Source organism: Nonomuraea composti, assembly GCF_012034275.1.
Taxonomy (GTDB): domain Bacteria; phylum Actinomycetota; class Actinomycetes; order Streptosporangiales; family Streptosporangiaceae; genus Nonomuraea; species Nonomuraea composti.
The window spans coordinates 98,381-116,511 of sequence record NZ_JAATEP010000030.1 but is presented as its reverse complement, the minus strand read 5'-3'; the positions used below and the strand labels follow the sequence as shown (position 1 = coordinate 116,511).

At 73.0% G+C, this 18,131-nt stretch carries 16 protein-coding genes and 2 pseudogenes; 10 read left to right on the top strand and 8 right to left on the bottom strand.

The features are described 5' to 3' along the window. Positions 1-98: 98 nt before the first annotated feature. Complete coding sequence (locus tag HCN51_RS35090; protein ID WP_168015590.1) at positions 99-2,315, bottom strand: methyltransferase; 2,217 nt, start codon at positions 2,313-2,315, stop codon at positions 99-101. 302 nt (positions 2,316-2,617) lie between these two features. Here HCN51_RS35090 and HCN51_RS35085 point away from each other — a divergent pair, with 302 nt between their 5' ends. The 4 genes from HCN51_RS35085 (at position 2,618) to HCN51_RS35070 (ending at position 8,743) form a co-directional block, all read left to right on the top strand. Then, a complete protein-coding gene (locus tag HCN51_RS35085; RefSeq protein WP_206068241.1) occupies positions 2,618-3,223 on the top strand; it encodes a TetR/AcrR family transcriptional regulator in 606 nt (201 codons plus the stop codon). After that, on the top strand, positions 3,223-4,959 hold the full coding sequence (locus tag HCN51_RS35080; RefSeq protein WP_168015586.1) for an ABC transporter ATP-binding protein: 1,737 nt from the start codon (positions 3,223-3,225) through the stop codon (positions 4,957-4,959). The genes HCN51_RS35085 and HCN51_RS35080 overlap by 1 nt, the downstream gene beginning before the upstream one ends. Then, on the top strand, positions 4,956-6,911 hold the full coding sequence (locus HCN51_RS35075) for an ABC transporter ATP-binding protein (protein WP_080037390.1): 1,956 nt from the start codon (positions 4,956-4,958) through the stop codon (positions 6,909-6,911). The genes HCN51_RS35080 and HCN51_RS35075 overlap by 4 nt, the downstream gene beginning before the upstream one ends. A gap of 98 nt (positions 6,912-7,009) precedes the next feature. After that, positions 7,010-8,743, top strand: coding sequence for an N-acyl-D-amino-acid deacylase family protein (locus tag HCN51_RS35070; RefSeq protein WP_168015584.1), 1,734 nt, complete (start codon positions 7,010-7,012; stop codon positions 8,741-8,743). A gap of 4 nt (positions 8,744-8,747) precedes the next feature. On the opposite strand, the gene HCN51_RS35065 is transcribed toward HCN51_RS35070, so the two are convergent. Further along, positions 8,748-9,548 carry a hypothetical protein gene (locus HCN51_RS35065; protein ID WP_168015582.1) on the bottom strand — a complete coding sequence of 267 codons (801 nt, stop codon included), beginning with the start codon at positions 9,546-9,548 and terminating at the stop codon, positions 8,748-8,750. Positions 9,549-9,682: 134 nt separating this feature from the next. Between HCN51_RS35065 and HCN51_RS35060 the strand changes: the two genes are divergently transcribed. The 3 genes and pseudogenes from HCN51_RS35060 to HCN51_RS63095 form a co-directional block, all read left to right on the top strand. Beyond that, complete coding sequence (locus HCN51_RS35060) at positions 9,683-9,871, top strand: hypothetical protein (protein WP_206068240.1); 189 nt, start codon at positions 9,683-9,685, stop codon at positions 9,869-9,871. Continuing rightward, positions 9,868-10,362, top strand: a pseudogene (locus HCN51_RS58355) (LLM class flavin-dependent oxidoreductase); the annotation flags it as partial. The gene HCN51_RS35060 and the pseudogene HCN51_RS58355, both read left to right, overlap by 4 nt. Beyond that, a pseudogene (locus HCN51_RS63095) lies at positions 10,332-10,433 on the top strand (class I SAM-dependent methyltransferase); the annotation flags it as partial. The pseudogenes HCN51_RS58355 and HCN51_RS63095, both read left to right, overlap by 31 nt. Before the next feature lie 336 nt (positions 10,434-10,769). On the opposite strand, the gene HCN51_RS35050 reads toward HCN51_RS63095, so the two are convergent. Then, a complete protein-coding gene (locus HCN51_RS35050; protein WP_206068238.1) occupies positions 10,770-11,612 on the bottom strand; it encodes a class I SAM-dependent methyltransferase in 843 nt (280 codons plus the stop codon). Positions 11,613-11,713: 101 nt separating this feature from the next. On the opposite strand from HCN51_RS35050, the gene HCN51_RS35045 reads away from it, so the two are divergent. Further along, positions 11,714-12,661: a serine hydrolase domain-containing protein gene (locus HCN51_RS35045; RefSeq protein WP_168015580.1), complete on the top strand. Its 948-nt coding sequence runs from the start codon at positions 11,714-11,716 to the stop codon at positions 12,659-12,661. Here the strand turns inward: HCN51_RS35045 and cobF are convergent. Continuing rightward, positions 12,609-13,373, bottom strand: coding sequence for a precorrin-6A synthase (deacetylating) (cobF, locus tag HCN51_RS35040; protein WP_168015577.1), 765 nt, complete (start codon positions 13,371-13,373; stop codon positions 12,609-12,611). The two genes, HCN51_RS35045 and cobF, sit on opposite strands and share 53 nt — an antisense overlap. Before the next feature lie 131 nt (positions 13,374-13,504). After that, the gene (locus HCN51_RS35035) at positions 13,505-14,278 is read right to left on the bottom strand and encodes an RNA polymerase sigma factor SigF (protein WP_080037397.1); all 774 of its coding nucleotides are present in this window, start codon (positions 14,276-14,278) and stop codon (positions 13,505-13,507) included. 260 nt (positions 14,279-14,538) lie between these two features. Here HCN51_RS35035 and HCN51_RS58350 point away from each other — a divergent pair, with 260 nt between their 5' ends. Beyond that, positions 14,539-14,814 carry an SDR family oxidoreductase gene (locus tag HCN51_RS58350; protein WP_206068236.1) on the top strand — a complete coding sequence of 92 codons (276 nt, stop codon included), beginning with the start codon at positions 14,539-14,541 and terminating at the stop codon, positions 14,812-14,814. Continuing rightward, on the top strand, positions 14,799-15,050 hold the full coding sequence (locus HCN51_RS58345; RefSeq protein ID WP_206068235.1) for a hypothetical protein: 252 nt from the start codon (positions 14,799-14,801) through the stop codon (positions 15,048-15,050). The genes HCN51_RS58350 and HCN51_RS58345 overlap by 16 nt, the downstream gene beginning before the upstream one ends. 183 nt (positions 15,051-15,233) lie before the next feature. Here HCN51_RS58345 and HCN51_RS35025 read toward each other — a convergent pair whose 3' ends face one another. From HCN51_RS35025 to HCN51_RS35015, 3 genes are all read right to left on the bottom strand, one after another. Next, the gene (locus HCN51_RS35025; RefSeq protein ID WP_168015575.1) at positions 15,234-15,947 is read right to left on the bottom strand and encodes an alpha/beta fold hydrolase; all 714 of its coding nucleotides are present in this window, start codon (positions 15,945-15,947) and stop codon (positions 15,234-15,236) included. 39 nt (positions 15,948-15,986) lie between these two features. Next, complete coding sequence (locus tag HCN51_RS35020) at positions 15,987-16,943, bottom strand: alpha/beta hydrolase (RefSeq protein ID WP_080046556.1); 957 nt, start codon at positions 16,941-16,943, stop codon at positions 15,987-15,989. An 88-nt stretch (positions 16,944-17,031) separates the two neighbouring features. Next, on the bottom strand, positions 17,032-18,048 hold the full coding sequence (locus HCN51_RS35015; RefSeq protein ID WP_168015573.1) for an alpha/beta hydrolase: 1,017 nt from the start codon (positions 18,046-18,048) through the stop codon (positions 17,032-17,034). Positions 18,049-18,131: the final 83 nt, after the last annotated feature.

Sequence of the window (18,131 nt, the reverse complement as noted above, 5' to 3'; positions counted from 1 at the left end):
TCTACTTCGTAAAGGGCGCAGATCGATGTCCTGCTAGCACAGATCCACCCGCTGACGGCATGGACGCACGGACGCGTCCCGTCATCATGGCCGCCCGGTCAGGGGCATGCGGGTACGGGCCCGTCCATGGGGTCGAAGCACAGCACGATCTCACCGAGCTGCCGGCCCTCGCGGATCAACGCCAGCGCGTCCTGTACGCGAGCCGCGGGAAAGGCGCTGAACGGGAGCGGCAGGACCCGGCCCTGCGGCAGGCCGGCCATGACCTCGGCGAACAGGCCCGGTTCGGAGGGGTCGGCGAGGCCGAGCTGGACGTACCGGCCCTCGCCGGCCAGCGCTCGCTCCCAGCCAGGAGGGACGGGGCCGGCCGCCACCTCGGCGCCCCGGCCGTCGGTCAGCTCCAGGACCCGGCGGGGAGCGCGCGGGTCTTGCGCGTCCAGTGTCCGCCACGCGCCCAGGGCGAGCAGGAGGTCGCGCTGGGCCGGGGTACGGGCGGCGACGATGACCCGCGCGCCGCACTGAAGGGCGTGCCGCAGCGTGGCCAGGCCGAGCCCCGTGGCGTCGTCGCGCAGGAGCAGGGTCTCGTCCGGCGACAGCTTGGCCTGGACGGTCAGAGCGAGATGGGCGTGCAGGTGCGCCAGCGGGACGGTGGCGGCCTCGGCATCGGTCATTCCCGCGGGGATCGCGGTGAGGAGGCGGGCCGAGGTGAGGGCGTGGGAGGTGGGCGTTCCGGGGGCCAGTCCGGTAACGCGCTCGCCGGGCCGGAGGCCGGTCACGCCTTCGCCGATGGCGGTGACCACGCCGGCGCATCCCCACCGCCAAATGGACGGGTCCCCGGTTCGCGAGCCGCGCTGGGACGAGGCGCCGGTTCGCGAGGTGCGCGGATCGTCCGGCCTCTCGACCCAGGTGAGGGGGAAGGTGGCAGCGCGGATTTCCACCGCCACCATGCCGGGGCGGGGCGGCTCGTGGATGACGAAGCGGCTCCTTCGCGTCGGACGGCTCGGCGGGGCGGTGGGGAGCGGGCGAGCGTGGGCGCGGGGGCGGGCGGCCAGGAGGATGGAGAAGGCGTCCCGGGCGGGGGTGGTGTCGGGGCCGGTCTGGGCGATGTCGGTGAAGCCGCATTCGCGCAGCAGGGGCGGCCACTGCTCGCGGCGTAGCAACGGGGTGCCCGGGCGGAGGGGGTCGTTCTCGGCGGCCCAGGCATGGCCGGTCATGGTGCGAGCGGTCATGGTGTGAGCGGTTGGGGTGTGGACGGTTGAGGTGTGGGTGGGCCGGAGGAAGGGGGTCAGCAGGCCCAGCAGGAAGCACGGGTCGTGGGTTTCGATGGCCAGGAGGTGGCCGCCGGGGGTGAGCAGGCTGCGGACGCGGTCCAGGGCGGCGGGCAGGTCCCTGGCGGTGTGCAGGGCGTTGGCGGCGATGACGAGATCGTGGGCGCCGGAGGTGAAGCCCTGGGTGGTGGGGTCGGTGTCGAGGTCGAGGGGCCGGTAGTCGAGGAAGTCGTGGCCGGAGAAGCGGCGGGGGGCGGCGGCGCAGGCGGCGGGGCAGGGGTCGGTGAAGGTGTAGTGGGTGAGGTGGGCGGACAGGAGCGGGAGCAGGGCGGCGGTGGTGCCGCCGGTGCCGGCGCCTATCTCCAGCACGCGCAGCGGGCGGTCGCTGGGCCAGGCGGCGATGATCTGGCTGAGGAGCGCTCTGGCCGTCCGGTTGGTGAAGCGGCATACCGGTGCGACGTCGTACAGGTGCCGGAGGAGCCTGTTGTCGAACGGCTCCGGGAAGCCCTGGTGCGCAGGCGGTGCGGTGGGGTTCTGTTCGCCACGGAGCAGGGCCGGGAGGCGCCGGGTCAGGTGGGTGGTGAGGGCTGTTTCGGCGAGATGGGCCGGGTGTCGCAGGAGGAGGGTGCGGGTGAGCTCGTCGGGGTCGGCCGGGACGGTGAGGCGCCAGCGGCCGGTGGAGCGTGAGCGGTGTCGCGGTTCGTCGGGGTGTGGGTGTGCGGCTTCGTGGTGCCACTGGTCGTGGGAGGGCGGGGGCGTCGTCGGTCTCGGGGGCTGCTGTTCCTCGTCGCTCAGGTGGGCCAGGCCGTGCTCGTGCAGCAGGTCGAGCAGGGCGGTGGTGAAGCGGCGGTGGCGGGGGAGGAGGCCGGCGGTGATGAGGTCGTCCATGGTGAACGGGGTGGAGGGGAGCAGCCGGGTGAGGGCGTCGGCGTAGCGGTGGAGGAGGGCGTGGCGTGCCTCCGCGAGAAAGGCGTCGTGGCGGCCGGCGCGCCAGGCCGTGCGGATGCGTTCGAGCTCCTGGCCGGCGCGGGCGAGGATGACGCCCGGCATGGGCAGCTCGCACGCCGTCCTGTCGGTGCTGGGTGCGCGGGTGGTCGCAGCGTCCCTGCCGGATTCGCGTACCGCCCCGCCCCCGTGGGGGTCACATGCCGCCGGGTCCCCACCGTGGAGCGGTGCATGGGGGAGCCGGCTGGTGAGAGGCGGGTTGGCGTCGCGGTCGGATCGCATAGGACTACTGTGCGCGCCCGAACAGTCACATTCCCGCCCACTGTCCTCACCATAAAACCACTTGAATGAGTGAGTACTCGCTCATTACGCTCCCGCCCATGAACAGAAGGCGGAGGGTGCCGGCCATGGCACCGGAAGACCGCCGCGCCGCACTCATCGCCGCCACCATCCCCCTGCTGAGGGAGTACGGCGCGGCGGTGAGCACTCGTCAGATCGCCGAGGCCGCGGGCGTGGCCGAGGGGACGATCTTCGGGGTGTTCCCTGACAAGGCTTCGCTGGTGCGGGCGGCGCTGATGAGCGCGTTCGATCCGCGGCACGCCCTGGAAGCGCTGGCGGCGATCCCCGCGTCGGCCGGGCTGCGGGCCCGGTTGTGCGAGGCGGTCACGATCCTGCGGACGAGGATGAGCGCCAACGCCAACCTCCTGTCCGTCCCCCATGGACCCAAGGAGCCGATGGCGGACGACGCCGAGTTCCGCGAGCACATGCTGGACAACCGGCGCCGCATCCAGGTCGCGCTGGCTGAGCTGATGGGGCCGGATCGTGACCGGTTGCGGCGCTCGCCCGACGACGCGGCGCAGCTGCTGCTCATGCTGATCGCGGTGTCCGTGCACCGGGGTTTCGGTGCGGGCGCCGACTTCGCGGACATGGAGGACGAGGAGATCGTCTCCGTGCTGCTCGACGGGCTGCTCGTCAGGCCCTCTCCCATCCCAGACCCAGAAAGCCCCTGTTGATGCTGCTCCGTCTTCTGCGGGTCCAGTTGCGGCCGTACCGGAGGGAGATCGCGCTCGTCGTGGTCTTCCAGTTCGTGCAGACGCTGGCCACGCTCTATCTCCCCACTCTCAATGCCGACATCATCGACGACGGCGTCGTCAAGGGTGACACCGGTTACATCATGCGCATCGGGCTGGTGATGCTCGCTGTCACGCTGGTGCAGATCACGTGCGCGACGGTCGCGGTGTATTACGGCGCCCGTACGTCGATGGCCCTGGGCCGTGACCTGCGGGCCGCGATCTTCCACCGGGTGCAGGGTTTCTCCGCGCAGGAGGTCGGCCGGCTCGGCGCGCCGTCGCTGATCACCCGCACGACCAACGACGTGCAGCAGGTGCAGTTGCTGGTGCTGATGGCGTTCACCATGATGGTGGCGGCGCCGATCATGTGCGTCGGCGGCATCGTGCTGGCGCTGAACCAGGACGCGGCGCTGTCGTCGCTGCTGCTCGTGGCGCTGCCGGTGATGATCGCCGTGGTCGCGGTGATCGTGGTCAGGATGCGCCCGCTGTTCCGTGCGATGCAGGAGCGCATCGACCGCATCAACCAGGTGCTGCGCGAGCAGATCACCGGCATCCGGGTGATCCGGGCGTTCGTGCGCGACCGGTACGAGCGGGAGCGGTTCGCGGGTGACAACGACCGGCTGACGGAGGTGTCGCTGCGGGTCGGCCGGTTGATGGCGTTGATGTTCCCCACGGTCATGCTGGTGGTGAACGTCTCCAGCGTCGCGGTGGTGTGGTTCGGCGGCCACCGGATCGCCGACGGCGCCATGGAGGTGGGCGCGCTGACGGCCGTCATCTCCTATCTGATGCAGATCCTCATGTCGGTGATGATGGCGATGTTCATGTTCATGATGATCCCGCGGGCGGAGGTGTGCGCGGAGCGGATCGAGGAGGTGCTGGCGACCGAGACGACGGTGCATCCGCCGGCGTCCCCGGTGCTGCCGGCGCGCAGTGACGGCGAGCTGGAGCTGCGCTCGGTGGACTTCCGTTACCCGGGCGCGGAGGAGCCGGTGCTGTGCGGCGTGAGCTTCGCGGCGCGGCCGGGCCGTACGACGGCGATCATCGGGAGCACCGGCAGCGGCAAGACGACGCTGCTCAACCTGATTCCGCGGCTGTTCGACGCGTCGGCGGGCGAGGTGCTGGTGGACGGCGTGAACGTGCGCGACCTCGACCCGGGCGCGCTGTCGCGGGCGGTGGGCCTGGTGCCGCAGTCGCCCTACCTGTTCTCCGGCACGGTCGCCTCGAACCTGCGCTACGGCAGGCCGGACGCGACCGACGAGGAGCTGTGGCGGGCGCTGGAGGTGGCGCAGGCGCGCGACTTCGTGGAGGCGATGCCGGGCGGGCTGGACGAGCCGATCTCGCAGGGCGGCACGAACGTGTCCGGCGGGCAGCGGCAGCGGCTGGCGATCGCGCGGACGCTGGTGCACCGGCCCGAGATCTACCTGTTCGACGACTCCTTCTCCGCGCTGGACTACGCGACGGACGCGCGGTTGCGTGCCGCGCTGGCCGAGGAGATCGCCGACGCGACGATCGTGATCGTGGCGCAGCGGGTGAGCACGATCCGCGACGCCGACCGCATCATCGTCCTGGAGGACGGGCGGGTGGTCGGCAGCGGTACCCATGGCGAGCTGATGGACGGCTGCCCGACGTACAGGGAGATCGTCCTGTCGCAGCTCACGGAACAGGAGGCGGCGGCATGACGACGCAGGCGCCGGCGCGGCGCCCGCAGCCCGGCTTCGGGCCGGGCCGGATGATGGCGGGGCCGCCGGCCGAGAAGGCGCTCGACTTCGGCGGGACGCTGCGCAAGCTGATGGCGTTGCTGCGTCCGGAACGGGCGCTGCTGATCGTGATCCTGGTGCTCGGCGCGTCCAGCGTGGCGTTGACGGTGACGGGCCCCAAGATCCTCGGCCACGCCACGGACCTGATCTTCACGGGCATCATCGGCGCCCAGCTTCCGGCGGGGGCGACGAAGGAGCAGGCGGTGGCGGGGCTGCGGGCCCGCGGCCAGGGCACCTTCGCCGACATGGTGGCCTCGATGAGCGTGGTGCCGGGCCGCGGCATCGACTTCACCGCCCTGGCGCAGGTGCTGGGCTGGGTGCTGGTGATCTACCTGGTGGCGGCGCTGCTGGGGATCGTGCAGTTCCGACTGACGACCACGGTGGTGCAGCGGGCGGCGGCGCGGCTGCGCGAGCGCATCGAGGGCAAGCTGGGACGGCTGCCGCTGAGCTACTTCGACGGCCAGCCGCGCGGCGAGATCCTCAGCCGGGCCACGAACGACACCGACAACATCGCGCAGACGTTGCAGCAGACGATGAGCCAGCTCATCTCCTCGGTGCTGACGGTCGTGGCGGTGCTGGTGGTGATGTTCTGGATCTCGCCGGTGCTGGCGCTGATCGCGCTGGTGACGGTGCCGGTGTCGGTGTACGTGACGACGGTCATCGGCAAGCGGGCGCAGCCGCAGTTCATCAAGCAGTGGTCCTCGACGGGCAAGCTGAACGGCCACATCGAGGAGATGTACGGCGGGCACACGCTGGTCAAGGTGTTCGGCCGGCAGAAGGAGGCGGCCGAGACGTTCGAGGAGCACAACCAGGCGCTGTTCGCCTCCAGCTTCCGCGCCCAGTTCATCTCCGGCGTCATCCAGCCGGCCATGATGTTCATCGGCAACCTCAACTACGTGCTGGTCGCCGTGGTGGGCGGGCTCAAGGTGGCGTCGGGGTCGATCTCGCTGGGCGACGTGCAGGCGTTCGTCCAGTACTCGCGGCAGTTCAGCCAGCCGCTGACGCAGGTGGCCGGCATGGCGAGCCTCGTGCAGTCGGGCGTCGCCTCGGCCGAGCGGGTCTTCGAGCTGCTGGAGGCGCCGGAGCAGTCGGCCGAGCCGGCCGAGCCGGTACGCCCGGAGAAGGTCAGGGGGCGGGTGGCGTTCGAGCACGTGTCGTTCCGCTACGCCGAGGACCGGCCGCTGATCGAGGACCTGTCGCTGACCGTGGAGCCCGGCCAGACGGTGGCCATCGTGGGCCCCACGGGTGCGGGCAAGACGACGCTGGTCAACCTCATCATGCGCTTCTACGAGGTGACGGGCGGCCGCATCACGCTCGACGGGGTCGACATCGCCCGGATGTCGCGGGAGGAGCTGCGCGCCAACATCGGCATGGTGCTGCAGGACGCGTGGCTGTTCGGCGGCACGATCGCGGAGAACATCGGTTACGGCGCGGAGGGCGCCACCCGCGAGCGCATCGAGGCCGCGGCGCGGGCCGCGCACGTGGACCGCATCGCGCACACGCTGCCCGACGGCTACGACACGGTGATCGACGAGGAGGGCGGCGCGGTCAGCGCGGGCGAGAAGCAGCTCATCACGATCGCGCGGGCGTTCCTGTCGGACCCGGCGATCCTGATCCTCGACGAGGCGACCAGCTCGGTCGACACGCGGACCGAGGTGCTGATCCAGCGGGCGATGAGCTCGCTGCGCGAGGGCCGGACGAGCTTCGTGATCGCGCACCGGCTGTCCACGATCCGCGACGCCAGCCTGATCCTGGTGATGGAGGGCGGGCGGATCGTCGAGCAGGGCACGCACGAGTCGCTGCTCGCGGCCGGCGGGGCGTACGCCCGGCTGTACTCCGCCCAGTTCGCCCAGCCGGTGGTGGAGGTGGACTGACGGGACGGGCGGCGGGCGGACACGCGTCACGTACGCGCTCCGGCCGCCGCCTGATGCCGTAGGGTGATCGGGCGATCGCTCACAGTCGGGGGACGGCGATGTTCGACTTGATCATCAAGGGGGGCCGCTGGTTCGACGGCGCGGGGAGCCCGTCCGCGATCCGCGACCTCGGGGTGCGGGGCGGCCGGGTGGCGGCCGTGTCGGCCGAGCCGCTGCCGCAGGCGGGGTGCCGGCGGGTGCTCGACGCGGCCGGCTGCTGGGTGCTGCCGGGCTTCCTCGACGTGCACACGCACTACGACATCGAGGTGCTGCTGTCTCCGGGGCTGCCCGAGTCCGTGCGGCACGGCGTCACCACCGTCGTGCTCGGCAACTGCTCCCTGTCGGGCGTCTACTGCTCCCCCGACGACGCGGCCGACCTGTTCAGCCGGGTCGAGGCGCTGCCGCACGCCGCCGTGCTCGACGCGCTGAAGCGGCACCGGAGCTGGTCCGGGGCCGACGAGTACGTGCGGGCGCTGCTGGCCCGGCCGCTGGGCCCGAACGTGGCCGCCTTCCTCGGCCACTCCGACCTGCGGGCGTACGTGATGGGGCTGGGGCGCGCGGTCGGCGCGGACCCCGCCACCGGGCAGGACCTCGACCGGATGGCGGCGCTGCTCGACCGGGCCCTCGACGCCGGTTTCCTCGGCCTGTCCACGGTGGCCAGCACGCACTGCCGGCTCGACGGTGACCGGTTCCGGTCGGCGCGGCTGCCGTCCACGTTCGCGGGCTGGCACGAGTACCGCGCGCTGCACCGGGTGCTGCGGGCCCGCGGCCGGGTCCTGCAGAGCGCGCCCGGCAGCGCCCGCCCGTGGAACACGTTGCTGTTCCTGCTCGCCGGCGCCGGCCTGTGGGCGCGGCCGCGGCTGAAGACGTCGCTGCTGGCCGCGCTCGACTCCAAGACGGCGCCCGTGCCGGCGGGCATGCTGACGCGCGTGACCGCGCTGGCCAACCGGCTGCTGGGGGCCGAGGTGCGCTGGCAGCACCTGCCGGTTCCGTACGAGCTGTACGCCGACGGCATCGACCTGGGCATCTTCGAGGAGTTCGGCGCCACGGCGGCCGCGCTGCACCTGCGGCAGGAGGCCGAGCGGGCGCGGCTGCTGTCGCGGCGGGCCTACCGGCGGTGGTTCCGCCGCGACTACGACCGCCGCTTCCGCCACCTGTACGACGCCGGCATCGTCGCCTGCCCCGACGAGGGGCTGGTCGGCCGGTCGTTCGGCGAGGTGGCGGGCGCGCGCCGGCGGCACCCGGCCGAGACGTTCCTCGACCTCGTGGTGGCGCACGGGTCGCGGCTGCGCTGGCGCACGACGATCGCCAACGACCGGCCGCACGTGCTCGACCGGCTGGCCGGCCATCCGGCGGTGCAGATGGGGTTCGCCGAGTCGGGCGCGCACCTGCGGAACATGGCCCACTACAACGCCCCGCTGCGGCTGCTCCAGCGGGTCGTGGCCGCCCAGGCGGCCGGCCGGCCGTTCATGACGGTCGAACGGGCGGTGCACCGGCTCACCGGCGAGCCGGCCGACTGGTTCGGGCTGCGGGCGGGCACCTTGCGCGCGGGCGACCGGGCCGACCTGGTCGTGGTGGACCCGGCCGGGCTCGACGACCGGCTGGCCGCCTACCACGAGGCGCCGATGCCGGACTTCGGCGGCGTGCGGCGCATGGTCAACCGCAGCGACGCGGCCGTCAGGGCGGTGTGCGTGGCGGGGGAGCCGGTGTTCGAGAGGGGCGTGTTCGCCGCCGGTTACGGGAGCACGCGGCGCACCGGCACGTTCCTGGGCGCGGACCGGCGGTGCGCCTGACCTGTCAAGGCGCCGCCGGCGCGACGGTCTTCCTGTTGCGCGGGTCGGCGAGGTCGTTGGCGGTGTCCACCAGCCAGATCGCCATCAGCACGCCGGCCGCCGCCGACAGGCTGTAGAGCAGGCTGCCCGCCTCCACGACCAGCCAGCCCGCCGCCAGCACCAGCATCGGCAGCACCAGGGACGTGATGCCGTACAGGTAGGTGACGAACCGCCAGCGGCCGTCCCACCGCTGAGCCCGCAGCACCAGCACCATCCACACGAGCTGGGCCAGCAGCAAGGCGAGGCCGGCCCCGCCCGACAGGCCCAGGGCGAACTCGTCGGACACCGCGACGACGGCGCCGCCGCCGAACGCCAGCACCCCGGCGACCACCGACCAGCTCGCGTACTCCAGGCTGTCGCCCAGCACCGGCCGGATCAGCACCACGACCGCCAGCATCAGCACGGAGTCGAGCACCACGGCCCACCACGGCCAGCCCTGCGTGAAGGGGTGGATCAGCCAGGTGGCGGCGGCCGCGTACAGGGCGAGGCGCAGCCGCTGCTCCTGGACGGTCAGCTCGGGCGGCTGCCCCACGCGGGGGCCGCGCAGGCCGAGCCACAGCGCGCACGTCCAGGGCAGGCCGATCAGGAGCATCGTGGCGACGTTCGCCGGGGTGGCCTCGACGAGCTCCCGCACGTCCCCGAACACCGTCAGCCGCCACAGCGGGGCGACGTCGCCGGTGGTCAGCGCGAGCACGGCGGTGGTCACGAGGGCGGCGGCGTAGAGAGCGGCGATGATCAGGGCGGGGACGCTTAATCGGTGGCGCACGGGTCACTTCCCGGGGGTCAAGATCGGATTCGACGCCTCACCCTAGCGAAGGAGGGGGTGCCGAGGGTGAGCCCGGCCGCGAGCGGGTGCCGGGCGCGACTCCGATCGCGGCCGGGCCGGCGACGCCGCAGGCAGTGGCACGGGAGATCCCGGGAGCCCGGCTCGTCCCGCTCGACGGGATGGGGTACCAGATGCCGCCGCCCGAGGTCTGGGACACCGTAATCGCGGAGATCCTGGCGATCTCCGGCCCCCGCCCGTCCCCGTCCGGGACGACCCGCCAGGGGGCGGGCGACGTCGGCGTGCGGCGGGAGGTCCGGCCGTGAGCCGGTTGCGGTCGGGGCTCTGGCTGCCGCTGTTCGACGACCTCGCCGACCCGCTGACGGTGGCGCGCCTCGCGGCCGACGCGGAGGAGGCCGGTTGGGACGGCTGCTTCGTCTGGGACCACCTGCACTGGCGGGCGCCGGTCCGGCAGGTCGCCGACCCGTGGATCGCGCTGGCGGCGATCGCGACCGCGACCGAGCGGTTGCGGCTCGGCCCGATGGTCTCGCCGCTCGCCCGCCGCCGGCCGGCCAAGGTGGCGCGGGAGACCGCGACGCTGGACCGGCTCAGCGGCGGCCGCCTCGTCCTCGGCGTCGGTCTCGGCAGCGACCGGTTCGGGGGCGAGCTGTCCAGGACGGGCGAGCAGCTCGACGACCGGCGGCGGGGGCGGATGCTCGACGAGTCCCTGACGATCCTGGCCGCCGCCTGGTCCGGCGAGCCCGTGCGGCACCGCGGCGAGCGAGCCTGCGCAACATCGCCTTCGAACGGGCCGACGCCCAGGTCCACCCCTTCCCGCCGGGACGTTTCACCTTGGGGGTCAGCCGGTTCGGCACGATGTTCTTCGCCGGCCCGGTCGCGGCGTTCGCCGACGTCGGGCGGGCGTTGCGGCCGGGGGCGCGGCTGGTGCGGCTCGTGTGGCAGGCCGGCGAGCGCCAGGAGTGGTTCCGCGCCGTCCGGCAGGCGCTGGCCGGCGGCCGGACGCCGCCGGGACGGCCCGCGCTCTCGACCGGCTGCTGGCCGTCCTGGACGCCCATGACACCGGGGAGGGCGTGTGGTTGGACTCCCGTGCCTGGCTGGTCACCGCCCGCCGAACCTGACCCCGAGCCTGCGCGTCAACACCCGACGCACCTGGCCGGGAGCCGGGCTCGGCATCGCCCGACGAACCTGGCCCCGATGAACCGGTCAGAAGCGGTAGCGCAGCAACCGTCCCGAGTCCCGTCCGCCAGGCAGATGCGCCCCCAGTCGCAGCCCGATCCGCGCCACCGCCGGCAGCCTGTCCAGATCGGGCAGGTCCACGACGTACAGATCGTCCACGAACTCGAGCCCGTCCTGCCACCCCTCCAGCTCCCGAGGGTCATCGATCCCCCAGTGCCAGCTCTCCAGCACGGCCCGCGGCACGATGCCCAGCCGCATCCTGCTCATCTTCCCGGCCAGCCGCAGGAGCCGCTTGCTGAAGCAGTCGAACAGCAGCTGCCCGGCCGGGAAGTGCCCGCAGATCCGCTGGATGAGCCGCCGCGCCTCCTCCTCGTGCAGGTACATCGTCAGCCCCTCGGCCACGACCACGGTCGGCCGATCGGCGGGCACCCGCTCCAGCCACCCCTCCTCGGTCACCGACGCCCCGATCATCCGGTAGTCGCCGCCGGGCTCGGGCAGCAGCCGCCGCCGCAGGTCGATGACGTCGGGGTAGTCGACGTCCATCCATCGCACCGACGGCGGCGGCGCCAGCCGGTGCACGCGGCTGTCGAGGCCGCACGCCAGGTGCAGCACGGTCACCTCGCCGGGGTGGGCGTACAGGAACTCGGTGGTCCACCGGTCGAGCTCCCGGCCGCGCAGCGCCAGGAGCGCGGCGTCCCACGGGGCCCGCGTGCCGGTCTTGCGCCAGTCGTGGTCGAGGCGGCGGACCACCTCGTCGGCGGTGCGGTCGCCGAGGACGGGGGAGGAGGACCTGCTGTCCAGCGCTCTGGCGTACAGGGTGGCGAGCATCGTTCGCTGAACGGTGGTGAGCTCGATCTTCTCGCGGTCCACATCCCGACGATACGCTTCTCGCAAGTTCGTGAAAGGTCGGCACCGCGGCGGTCGGCGAGGACGGCGGGGCCGGCTCACCGGCGCCCGGTGGCGGGGGAAGCATGAGAGCGCTGCCCGGCCTGGTGCGGCAGGCCGGCTACGAGCCCGCCGAGCCGATCATCGTGGGCCTCCGCCGGCACCGCGAGCCGCCGCTCTTCCACGCGCAGGGCCTGACGCCCACGACCGTCGTCTACGCCGCCTCGCTCGCCAAGCAGATGACCGCCGCCTTGGTGGCGCTCCTCGCCCGGGACGGCGTCCTCGACGTGGACGGCGCCCTGTCCGGCTGGTTGCCCGAGCTGCCGCCCTGGGCCGGCGGCGTGCGCCTGCGGCACCTCCTCCACCACACCGCCGCCCTGCCCGCCGACGCCGACCTCGATGCCGCCGCGCCGCCCGGCGACCGTACGAGCCGGGGTGTGATCCGCGCCCTCACGGCCTGCGACGCGCTCCCCGGGACGCCGGGCGCCGCGTTCGCCTACTCCAACGCGGGCTACGTCTGCCTGGCCACCGCCGCCGAGCGGGCCGCCGGGCGCCCGCTGCCGGAGCTGGCCCGGGACCGTCTCTTCGCTCCGCTGCGCATGACCCGCACCCGCTGCTGGGCGGGCCCCGCTCCCGCCCCTCCCGGCGCGATCCCCGTGAGCCCGGGCCATCCGGCGCCGCTGTCGCTGGGCGACGGCGGCGTGTGGAGCACGGCCGCCGACCTGCTGCGCTGGGGGCAGGCGCTGAACGCCGACGAGCTGGGCGTCTCGGCGCTCCTGCACGCCCCGGGCCGCCTCGCCGACGGCACCCCCACGGACTACGGATGGGGCGTCGGCCTGCGCGCGCACGCGGGCCACCGCGTCCACCTGCATGGTGGCGGCTGGCCGGGCCTGCGCGCGGCGCACGTCCGGCTGCCGGATCTGGGCTGGAGCATCGTGCTGCTGGCTCCCGGCGACGGCACCGAGCGGCGTTCGGAGCTGGTCAGGCTTGTTCTGGACGAGGTGACAGGCGCCGCAGCAGGTACGTGTCCATGATCCAGCCCTTGCGGGCCCGCGCCTCGGCCCGTACCTCCTTGATGCGCTCACCCACCTCGGCCACCGGCCCCGACACCAGCAGCTCGTCCTCGGTGCCCAGGTAGGCGCCCCAGTGGATGGCGTAGTCGTCGAGCCCGGCGAACGAGCAGTGGGCGTCCAGCATCACGACCACGTCGTCGGCGGTCGGCCCGTCGGAGGCCAGGCGGCGGCCCGTCGTCAGGTGGACGGGCCGCCCGACCTGGGTGAGGCTGGTGCGGTGGGCGGCGGTGAGCGCGGCGACGCTGCTGATGCCGGGGACGACCTCGTAGTCGAAGACGACCTCCCCCCGCTGGAGGATCTCCTCGACGATGGCCAGCGTGCTGTCGTACACGCCGGGGTCGCCCCACACGAGGAACGCCCCGGTCTCGCCGTCGGCGAGCTCGTCGCGGACGAGCGCTTCGACGGCGCGCGCCCGCCGCGAGCGCCAGTCGTCCACGGCGGCCGTGTACGCGGCGGCGTCGCGGTCCCGCTCGGGGTCGCGCGCCTCGGCGATCCGGTACGGCGCCCGCCCGTGCTCGGCGATCATGTCCAGCCGGAGCTGGACCAGCTCGTGCTTGACCTCGCCCTTGTCCACGATGAAGAACACGTCCGTGGCGCCGATCGCCTTGACCGCCTGGAGGGTGAGGTGGTCGGGGTGTCCGGCACCGATGCCGATGAGGAGTAGCCGCTTCACCCGTGAAAGTGTGCCAGAGCGGGACGGAACGCCCGCGTCGGCGTCACTCATCCCGCCGGAGCGGGACGGAACGCCTGCGCCGGCGTCACTCATCCCGCCGGAGCGGGACGGGACGCCCGCGCCCCCCGCGCTCACTCCGACAGGGCGGTGCGCAGCTTGGTGAGGACGGCGCGCAGGATGCGGGAGACGTGCATCTGCGAGATGCCGAACTCCTGGGCGATCTCCGACTGGGTCATGTTCCCGTAGAACCGCATGAGCAGGATGTTCTTCTCGCGCGGCGGCAGGGCGTCGATGAGGGGCTTGACCGCGTGCCGGTCCACCAGCGTGTCGAGGGAGGCGTCGGTGTCGGCGACGAAGTCGCTCAGCTCGGCCGCGTCGTCGTCGCCGCTGCTGACGGGGGCGTCCAGCGACAGCGTGCTGTAGGCGGTGGAGGCCTCGAGGGCGAGCAGGACCTCCTCCTCGGAGATGCCCATCTTCGCCGCCAGCTCGGCCACGGTGGGGGAGTGGCCCAGCGTCTGGGTGAGCTCGGCGGTGGCCTTGTTCAGCTCGATGCGCCGCTCCTGGTAGACGCGCGGCACGCGGATGGCCCAGGTGCGGTCGCGGAAGTGCCGCTTCACTTCGCCCATCATGGTGATCATGGCGTAGCCCCTGAACTCGTGGCCGAGCTCGGGGTCGTAGCCGTTGACGGCCTTCATCAGCCCGACGTACGCGGCCTGACGCAGGTCCTCCATGGGCTCGCCTCGGTAGCGGTAGCGGCGGGTGACCTCGGTCACCAGTCCTTCGTGCATCTCCACCAGGCGCTCGCGAATGCGGACGGCGTGCAGCTCGGAGATCTGCGGGTCGGCCAGCTCGGCCAGCAGTTCCTCGGCGGTGAGCTGCTCGAATGCGATGTTCAGGACAGGCATGTGCTGCTCCAAAAAGTGCCAGCGTCCCTGCCTGGGAACACAAAAAGCCCAGGCAGAGGCACGCTCAGGTGATTCGCGTGAGACGAAGCCCTCTGCTGGACTTCGAGATCAAGAATGCCCACACATGCGGAGCAAACACCCCGTTTGCATCACAAAACGGTTACAAAGGTCCGGTGAGATGTGAGCCACATCCGCCGGCCGCGCGTCACGTCCGGGTGCCCGCAGGGTCTCTCAGGAGTCATGACCCAGGGAGGCACATCATGACGATCCTCGTCACCGGAGCGACCGGCACCGTCGGCCGCCACGTCGTCCGGCACCTGCTCGACCACAGGCAGCCGGTACGCGCCCTGACCCGCCACCCCGCCTGCGCCGCCCTGCCGGCGGGCGTCGAGGTGGCCGAGGGCGACCTGACCAGTGCCGCCGGCCTGGAGGCGGCCTTCGACGGTGGCGGGAGGGCACGCTGGAGCCCGCGCTCAGGGCGAGCCGCCTGGAGTGGACGTTCCTGCAGCCGGTGCAGTTCATGGCCAACGCCCTGACCGACAGGGCCGGGCCGCTGCGCGCCACCGGCCGGGTGCGCGAGCCGTACGGCGACCGCGAGAGCCCGCCGATCGACGAGCACGACATCGGCGCCGTCGCCGCCACCGTGCTCACGCAGGACGGGCACGCCGGCCGCTCCTACCACCTCACCGGCCCCGAGGTAGCTCATGGCCCGCGCGATGGTCGCGATCCTCGCCGAGGCCACCGGCCGCGACCTAACGCTTCGACGAGCTGACCCCCGACCAGGTGTGCCGGAGTGGGTGGCGGAGGGTCGCCGGCCGGACCTGTCGCTGTTCCGCGCGTTCACCGAGGCGGACGGCGCCGGCCAGGCGGACCTGGTGGAGATGCTGCTGCGGCTGTACCGCCGAGTGAGAGCGGCCCCGGACGCCCCCCGGGCCCGGGGCCGCGCACGCGGAGGTCAGGCGGATGCCGCCTGGACGGCCTCCCGGATCAGGGCGGCCACCTCCTTGGGGCGGGACACCGCGACGGCGTGCGAGGCCCCCTCCACCTCGACGACGCTCGCGCCCGCCCGCCGCGCCCCGAAGCGCTGCACGTCGGGGTTGATGGCCTGGTCGCCGGTCGCGACGAGCGCCCAGGACGGCGTACCCTTCCACGCCGCCGCGCTCGCCGCCTCGGTGAACGCCGCGGCGGCCAGCGGCCGCTGCGCCACCGCGAGGACCTGGGTGACCTCGCGCGGCACGTCCGCGGCGAACACCTCGGGGAACGCCTCCTGCGCGATCGTGAACTCGGCCGCCGGCTCGCCGCCCTCCACCGGATACGTGGACTGCTTCAGGTTCCGTCCGAGCAGCGGCTCGGGGAAGCGGCCCTGGAGCTCGGCCAGGCTCTCGCCCTCCTCCAGCGCGTACGCGGCCACGTACACCAGCCCCTTGACCTTCTCGTCGGTGCCCGCGACGGTGATGACCGCGCCGCCGTACGAGTGGCCGGCCAGCACCACGGGCCCGTCGATCTGGGCCACCACGGAGGCGATGTAGGCGGCGTCGGCGGCCAGGCCGCGCAGCGGGTTGGGCGGCGCGACCACCGGGACACCGTGCTCCTGGAGGTCGGCGATGACGCCCGACCAGCTCGCGGCGTCAGCGAAGGCACCGTGCACCAGCACGACGGTTGCCGTCATGATCTCTTGTCTCCTCGGGACGTGAAGGGAAGGAAAGGCTCAGGCGTGCAGGGCGTCGTGCAGGAACTCGCCGCCCTGCTGGGTGGCCGCCCTGGCCGCGTACGTGTCGCGCAGCGCGTTGAGCATGACGAAGTCGTGGATGATGCCCTGGTAGCGCACGGCGGTGACGGGCACGCCGGCGGCGCGCAGCTTGGCCGCGTACGCCTCGCCCTCGTCGCGCAGCACGTCGGCCTCGGCCACGATCACCAGCGCCGGCGGCAGCCCCGCCAGGTCGTCCGTCGTGGCGCGCAGCGGCGACGCCGTGATCTCCGCCCGCTGGGCCGGGTCGGTCGTGTACTGGTCCCAGAACCACTTCATGCCCTCGCGGCTGAGGAAGTAGCCGCTCTCGAACTGCTCGTAGGAGCCGGTGTCGAAGGACGCGTCCGTGACCGGGTAGAACAGCAGCTGCGCCGCCAGCCTCGGGCCGCCACGCCGCTTGGCCAGGATGGTCGTCGCCGCGGTCATGTTGCCGCCGACGGAGTCGCCGGCCACCGCGATGCGGGACGGGTCGAGGTCGTGCTCGGCGCCGTGCTCGGCGATCCACTGCAGCGCGGCGTAGATCTCCTCGATGGCGGTCGGGTACTTCGCCTCGGGGGAGAGGCTGTAGTTGACGAAGACGGTCGCGGCCTGAGCCCGTACGGTCAGCTCGCGGACCAGCCGGTCGTGCGTGTGGGCGTTGCCGAACACCCAGCCGGCGCCGTGGACGTACAGCACCACCGGCAGCGCCCCCTGGGCGCCGGCGGGCCGGAAGACGCGGATCGAGACCTTGCCCGACGGACCGCCGGGGATCTCCAGGTCGCGCACGTCGGCGTCCGGCACGGGGACGTCGCCGTCCTGGACGGAATCGACGGTCTTGCGCCCCTCGACCGGGCCGAGGTCGTAGAGGAACGGCGGGTTCTTCGTCGCCTCCACGAACTCCTGCGCGGCCGGCTCGAGGACTGGCTTGGTGTCGGGCATGCTGAGCGACCCCTCCATGGGTGCGGTACGTGGCCGCCCGCCGGCGGCCCTTACCCGCTCAGCCTGCCCATCGCCGACCGACCACGCATCAGTAAGTTGACTGGCGGGATGACCTGGGGGCCAGCGCGTCCCGGAGAAACCGGCCGCCCTGACGGACGGCGGCGCTCGTCGGCGGGCTGTCGCGCAGCGGGTTGAGCGAGGCGAAGTCGTGCACCGTGCCGAGATAGCGCACGCACGTCACCGGCACGCCCGCGCGCAGCAGCCGGCGCGCGTACTGCTCGCCCTCGTCGCGCACCACGTCCGCCTCCGCCGAGATGACCAGTGCAGGGGGCAGGCCCTTCAGGTCCTCGTCCGAGGCGCGCAGCGGGGCCGCGGTCGGCTCGTCCAGCTCGTGCTCGTCGTCGGTGTACTGCTCCCAGTACCACTCCATCGCCGCCCTGGTGAGCAGGTAGCCGGAGGCGAAGCGGCGCTGCGAGTCGGTGTCGCAGCCCGGATCGGTCATCGGGTAGTACAGGAGCTGCGCGCGCAGGCGGGGGCCGCCGCGCCGCTTGGCCATCATGGTGAGCGCCGTCGCCATGGTCGCGCCCGCGCAGTCGCCCGCCACGGCCATCCTGCGGCCGTCGAGCGCCAGGTCGGCGGCGTGCTCGGCGACCCACGTCAGCACCGCGTACGACTCCTCGACCGCGACCGGGTAGCGGGCCTCCGGGGTGCGGGTGTACTCCGGCACCACGAACGCCGCCTGACTCGTCGCGCTCAGCTCGCCGATCATGCGGGCGTGCGTACGCGCGTCGCCGAGCATCCACCGGCCGCCGTGCACGTACACGACCACCGGCAGCGCGGCGGAGACCCCGGCGGGCCGGAACACCCAGAAGCCCGTCAGCCCCGCCGGCCCCACCGGCGCGACGTGGTACTCGGTCGTCACGCCGCAGTCGTCGAGCAGGTGACCCTGCGTCTCCAGCAACGCCTGCCGGCCGTCGACCGGGCCGAGCTGGTGCAGGTAGGGCGGCGCTGCCGAGGCGTCGACCAGCCGCTGGATCACGGGGTCGAGAACGACGGCGGGCTCCCGAGGGACGCCCCCTCCGCCCGTGACGGGCTCGGATGCCATGCGCTCACCTTTCCGTTCGTCGTGACGGCCCGGGACCGCCGATCGCTCGCACCCTCTAGTGTCGGGCACGTGGCTGACCGGCG

Excerpts from the sequence above, each read along its gene's own strand:
- HCN51_RS58350 (WP_206068236.1), top strand. The coding sequence starts at position 14,539 with ATGACGATCCTCGTCACCGGAGCGACCGGCACCGTCGGCCGCCACGTC.
- HCN51_RS35070 (WP_168015584.1), top strand. The coding sequence starts at position 7,010 with ATGTTCGACTTGATCATCAAGGGGGGCCGCTGGTTCGACGGCGCGGGG.
- HCN51_RS35075 (WP_080037390.1), top strand. The coding sequence starts at position 4,956 with ATGACGACGCAGGCGCCGGCGCGGCGCCCGCAGCCCGGCTTCGGGCCG.
- HCN51_RS58345 (WP_206068235.1), top strand. The coding sequence starts at position 14,799 with ATGGCCAACGCCCTGACCGACAGGGCCGGGCCGCTGCGCGCCACCGGC.
- HCN51_RS35080 (WP_168015586.1), top strand. The coding sequence starts at position 3,223 with ATGCTGCTCCGTCTTCTGCGGGTCCAGTTGCGGCCGTACCGGAGGGAG.
- HCN51_RS35045 (WP_168015580.1), top strand. The coding sequence starts at position 11,714 with ATGAGAGCGCTGCCCGGCCTGGTGCGGCAGGCCGGCTACGAGCCCGCC.
- HCN51_RS35025 (WP_168015575.1), bottom strand. The coding sequence starts at position 15,947 with ATGACGGCAACCGTCGTGCTGGTGCACGGTGCCTTCGCTGACGCCGCG.
- HCN51_RS35020 (WP_080046556.1), bottom strand. The coding sequence starts at position 16,943 with ATGCCCGACACCAAGCCAGTCCTCGAGCCGGCCGCGCAGGAGTTCGTG.
- HCN51_RS35085 (WP_206068241.1), top strand. The coding sequence starts at position 2,618 with ATGGCACCGGAAGACCGCCGCGCCGCACTCATCGCCGCCACCATCCCC.
- HCN51_RS35090 (WP_168015590.1), bottom strand. The coding sequence starts at position 2,315 with ATGCCGGGCGTCATCCTCGCCCGCGCCGGCCAGGAGCTCGAACGCATC.
- HCN51_RS35015 (WP_168015573.1), bottom strand. The coding sequence starts at position 18,048 with ATGGCATCCGAGCCCGTCACGGGCGGAGGGGGCGTCCCTCGGGAGCCC.
- HCN51_RS35035 (WP_080037397.1), bottom strand. The coding sequence starts at position 14,278 with ATGCCTGTCCTGAACATCGCATTCGAGCAGCTCACCGCCGAGGAACTG.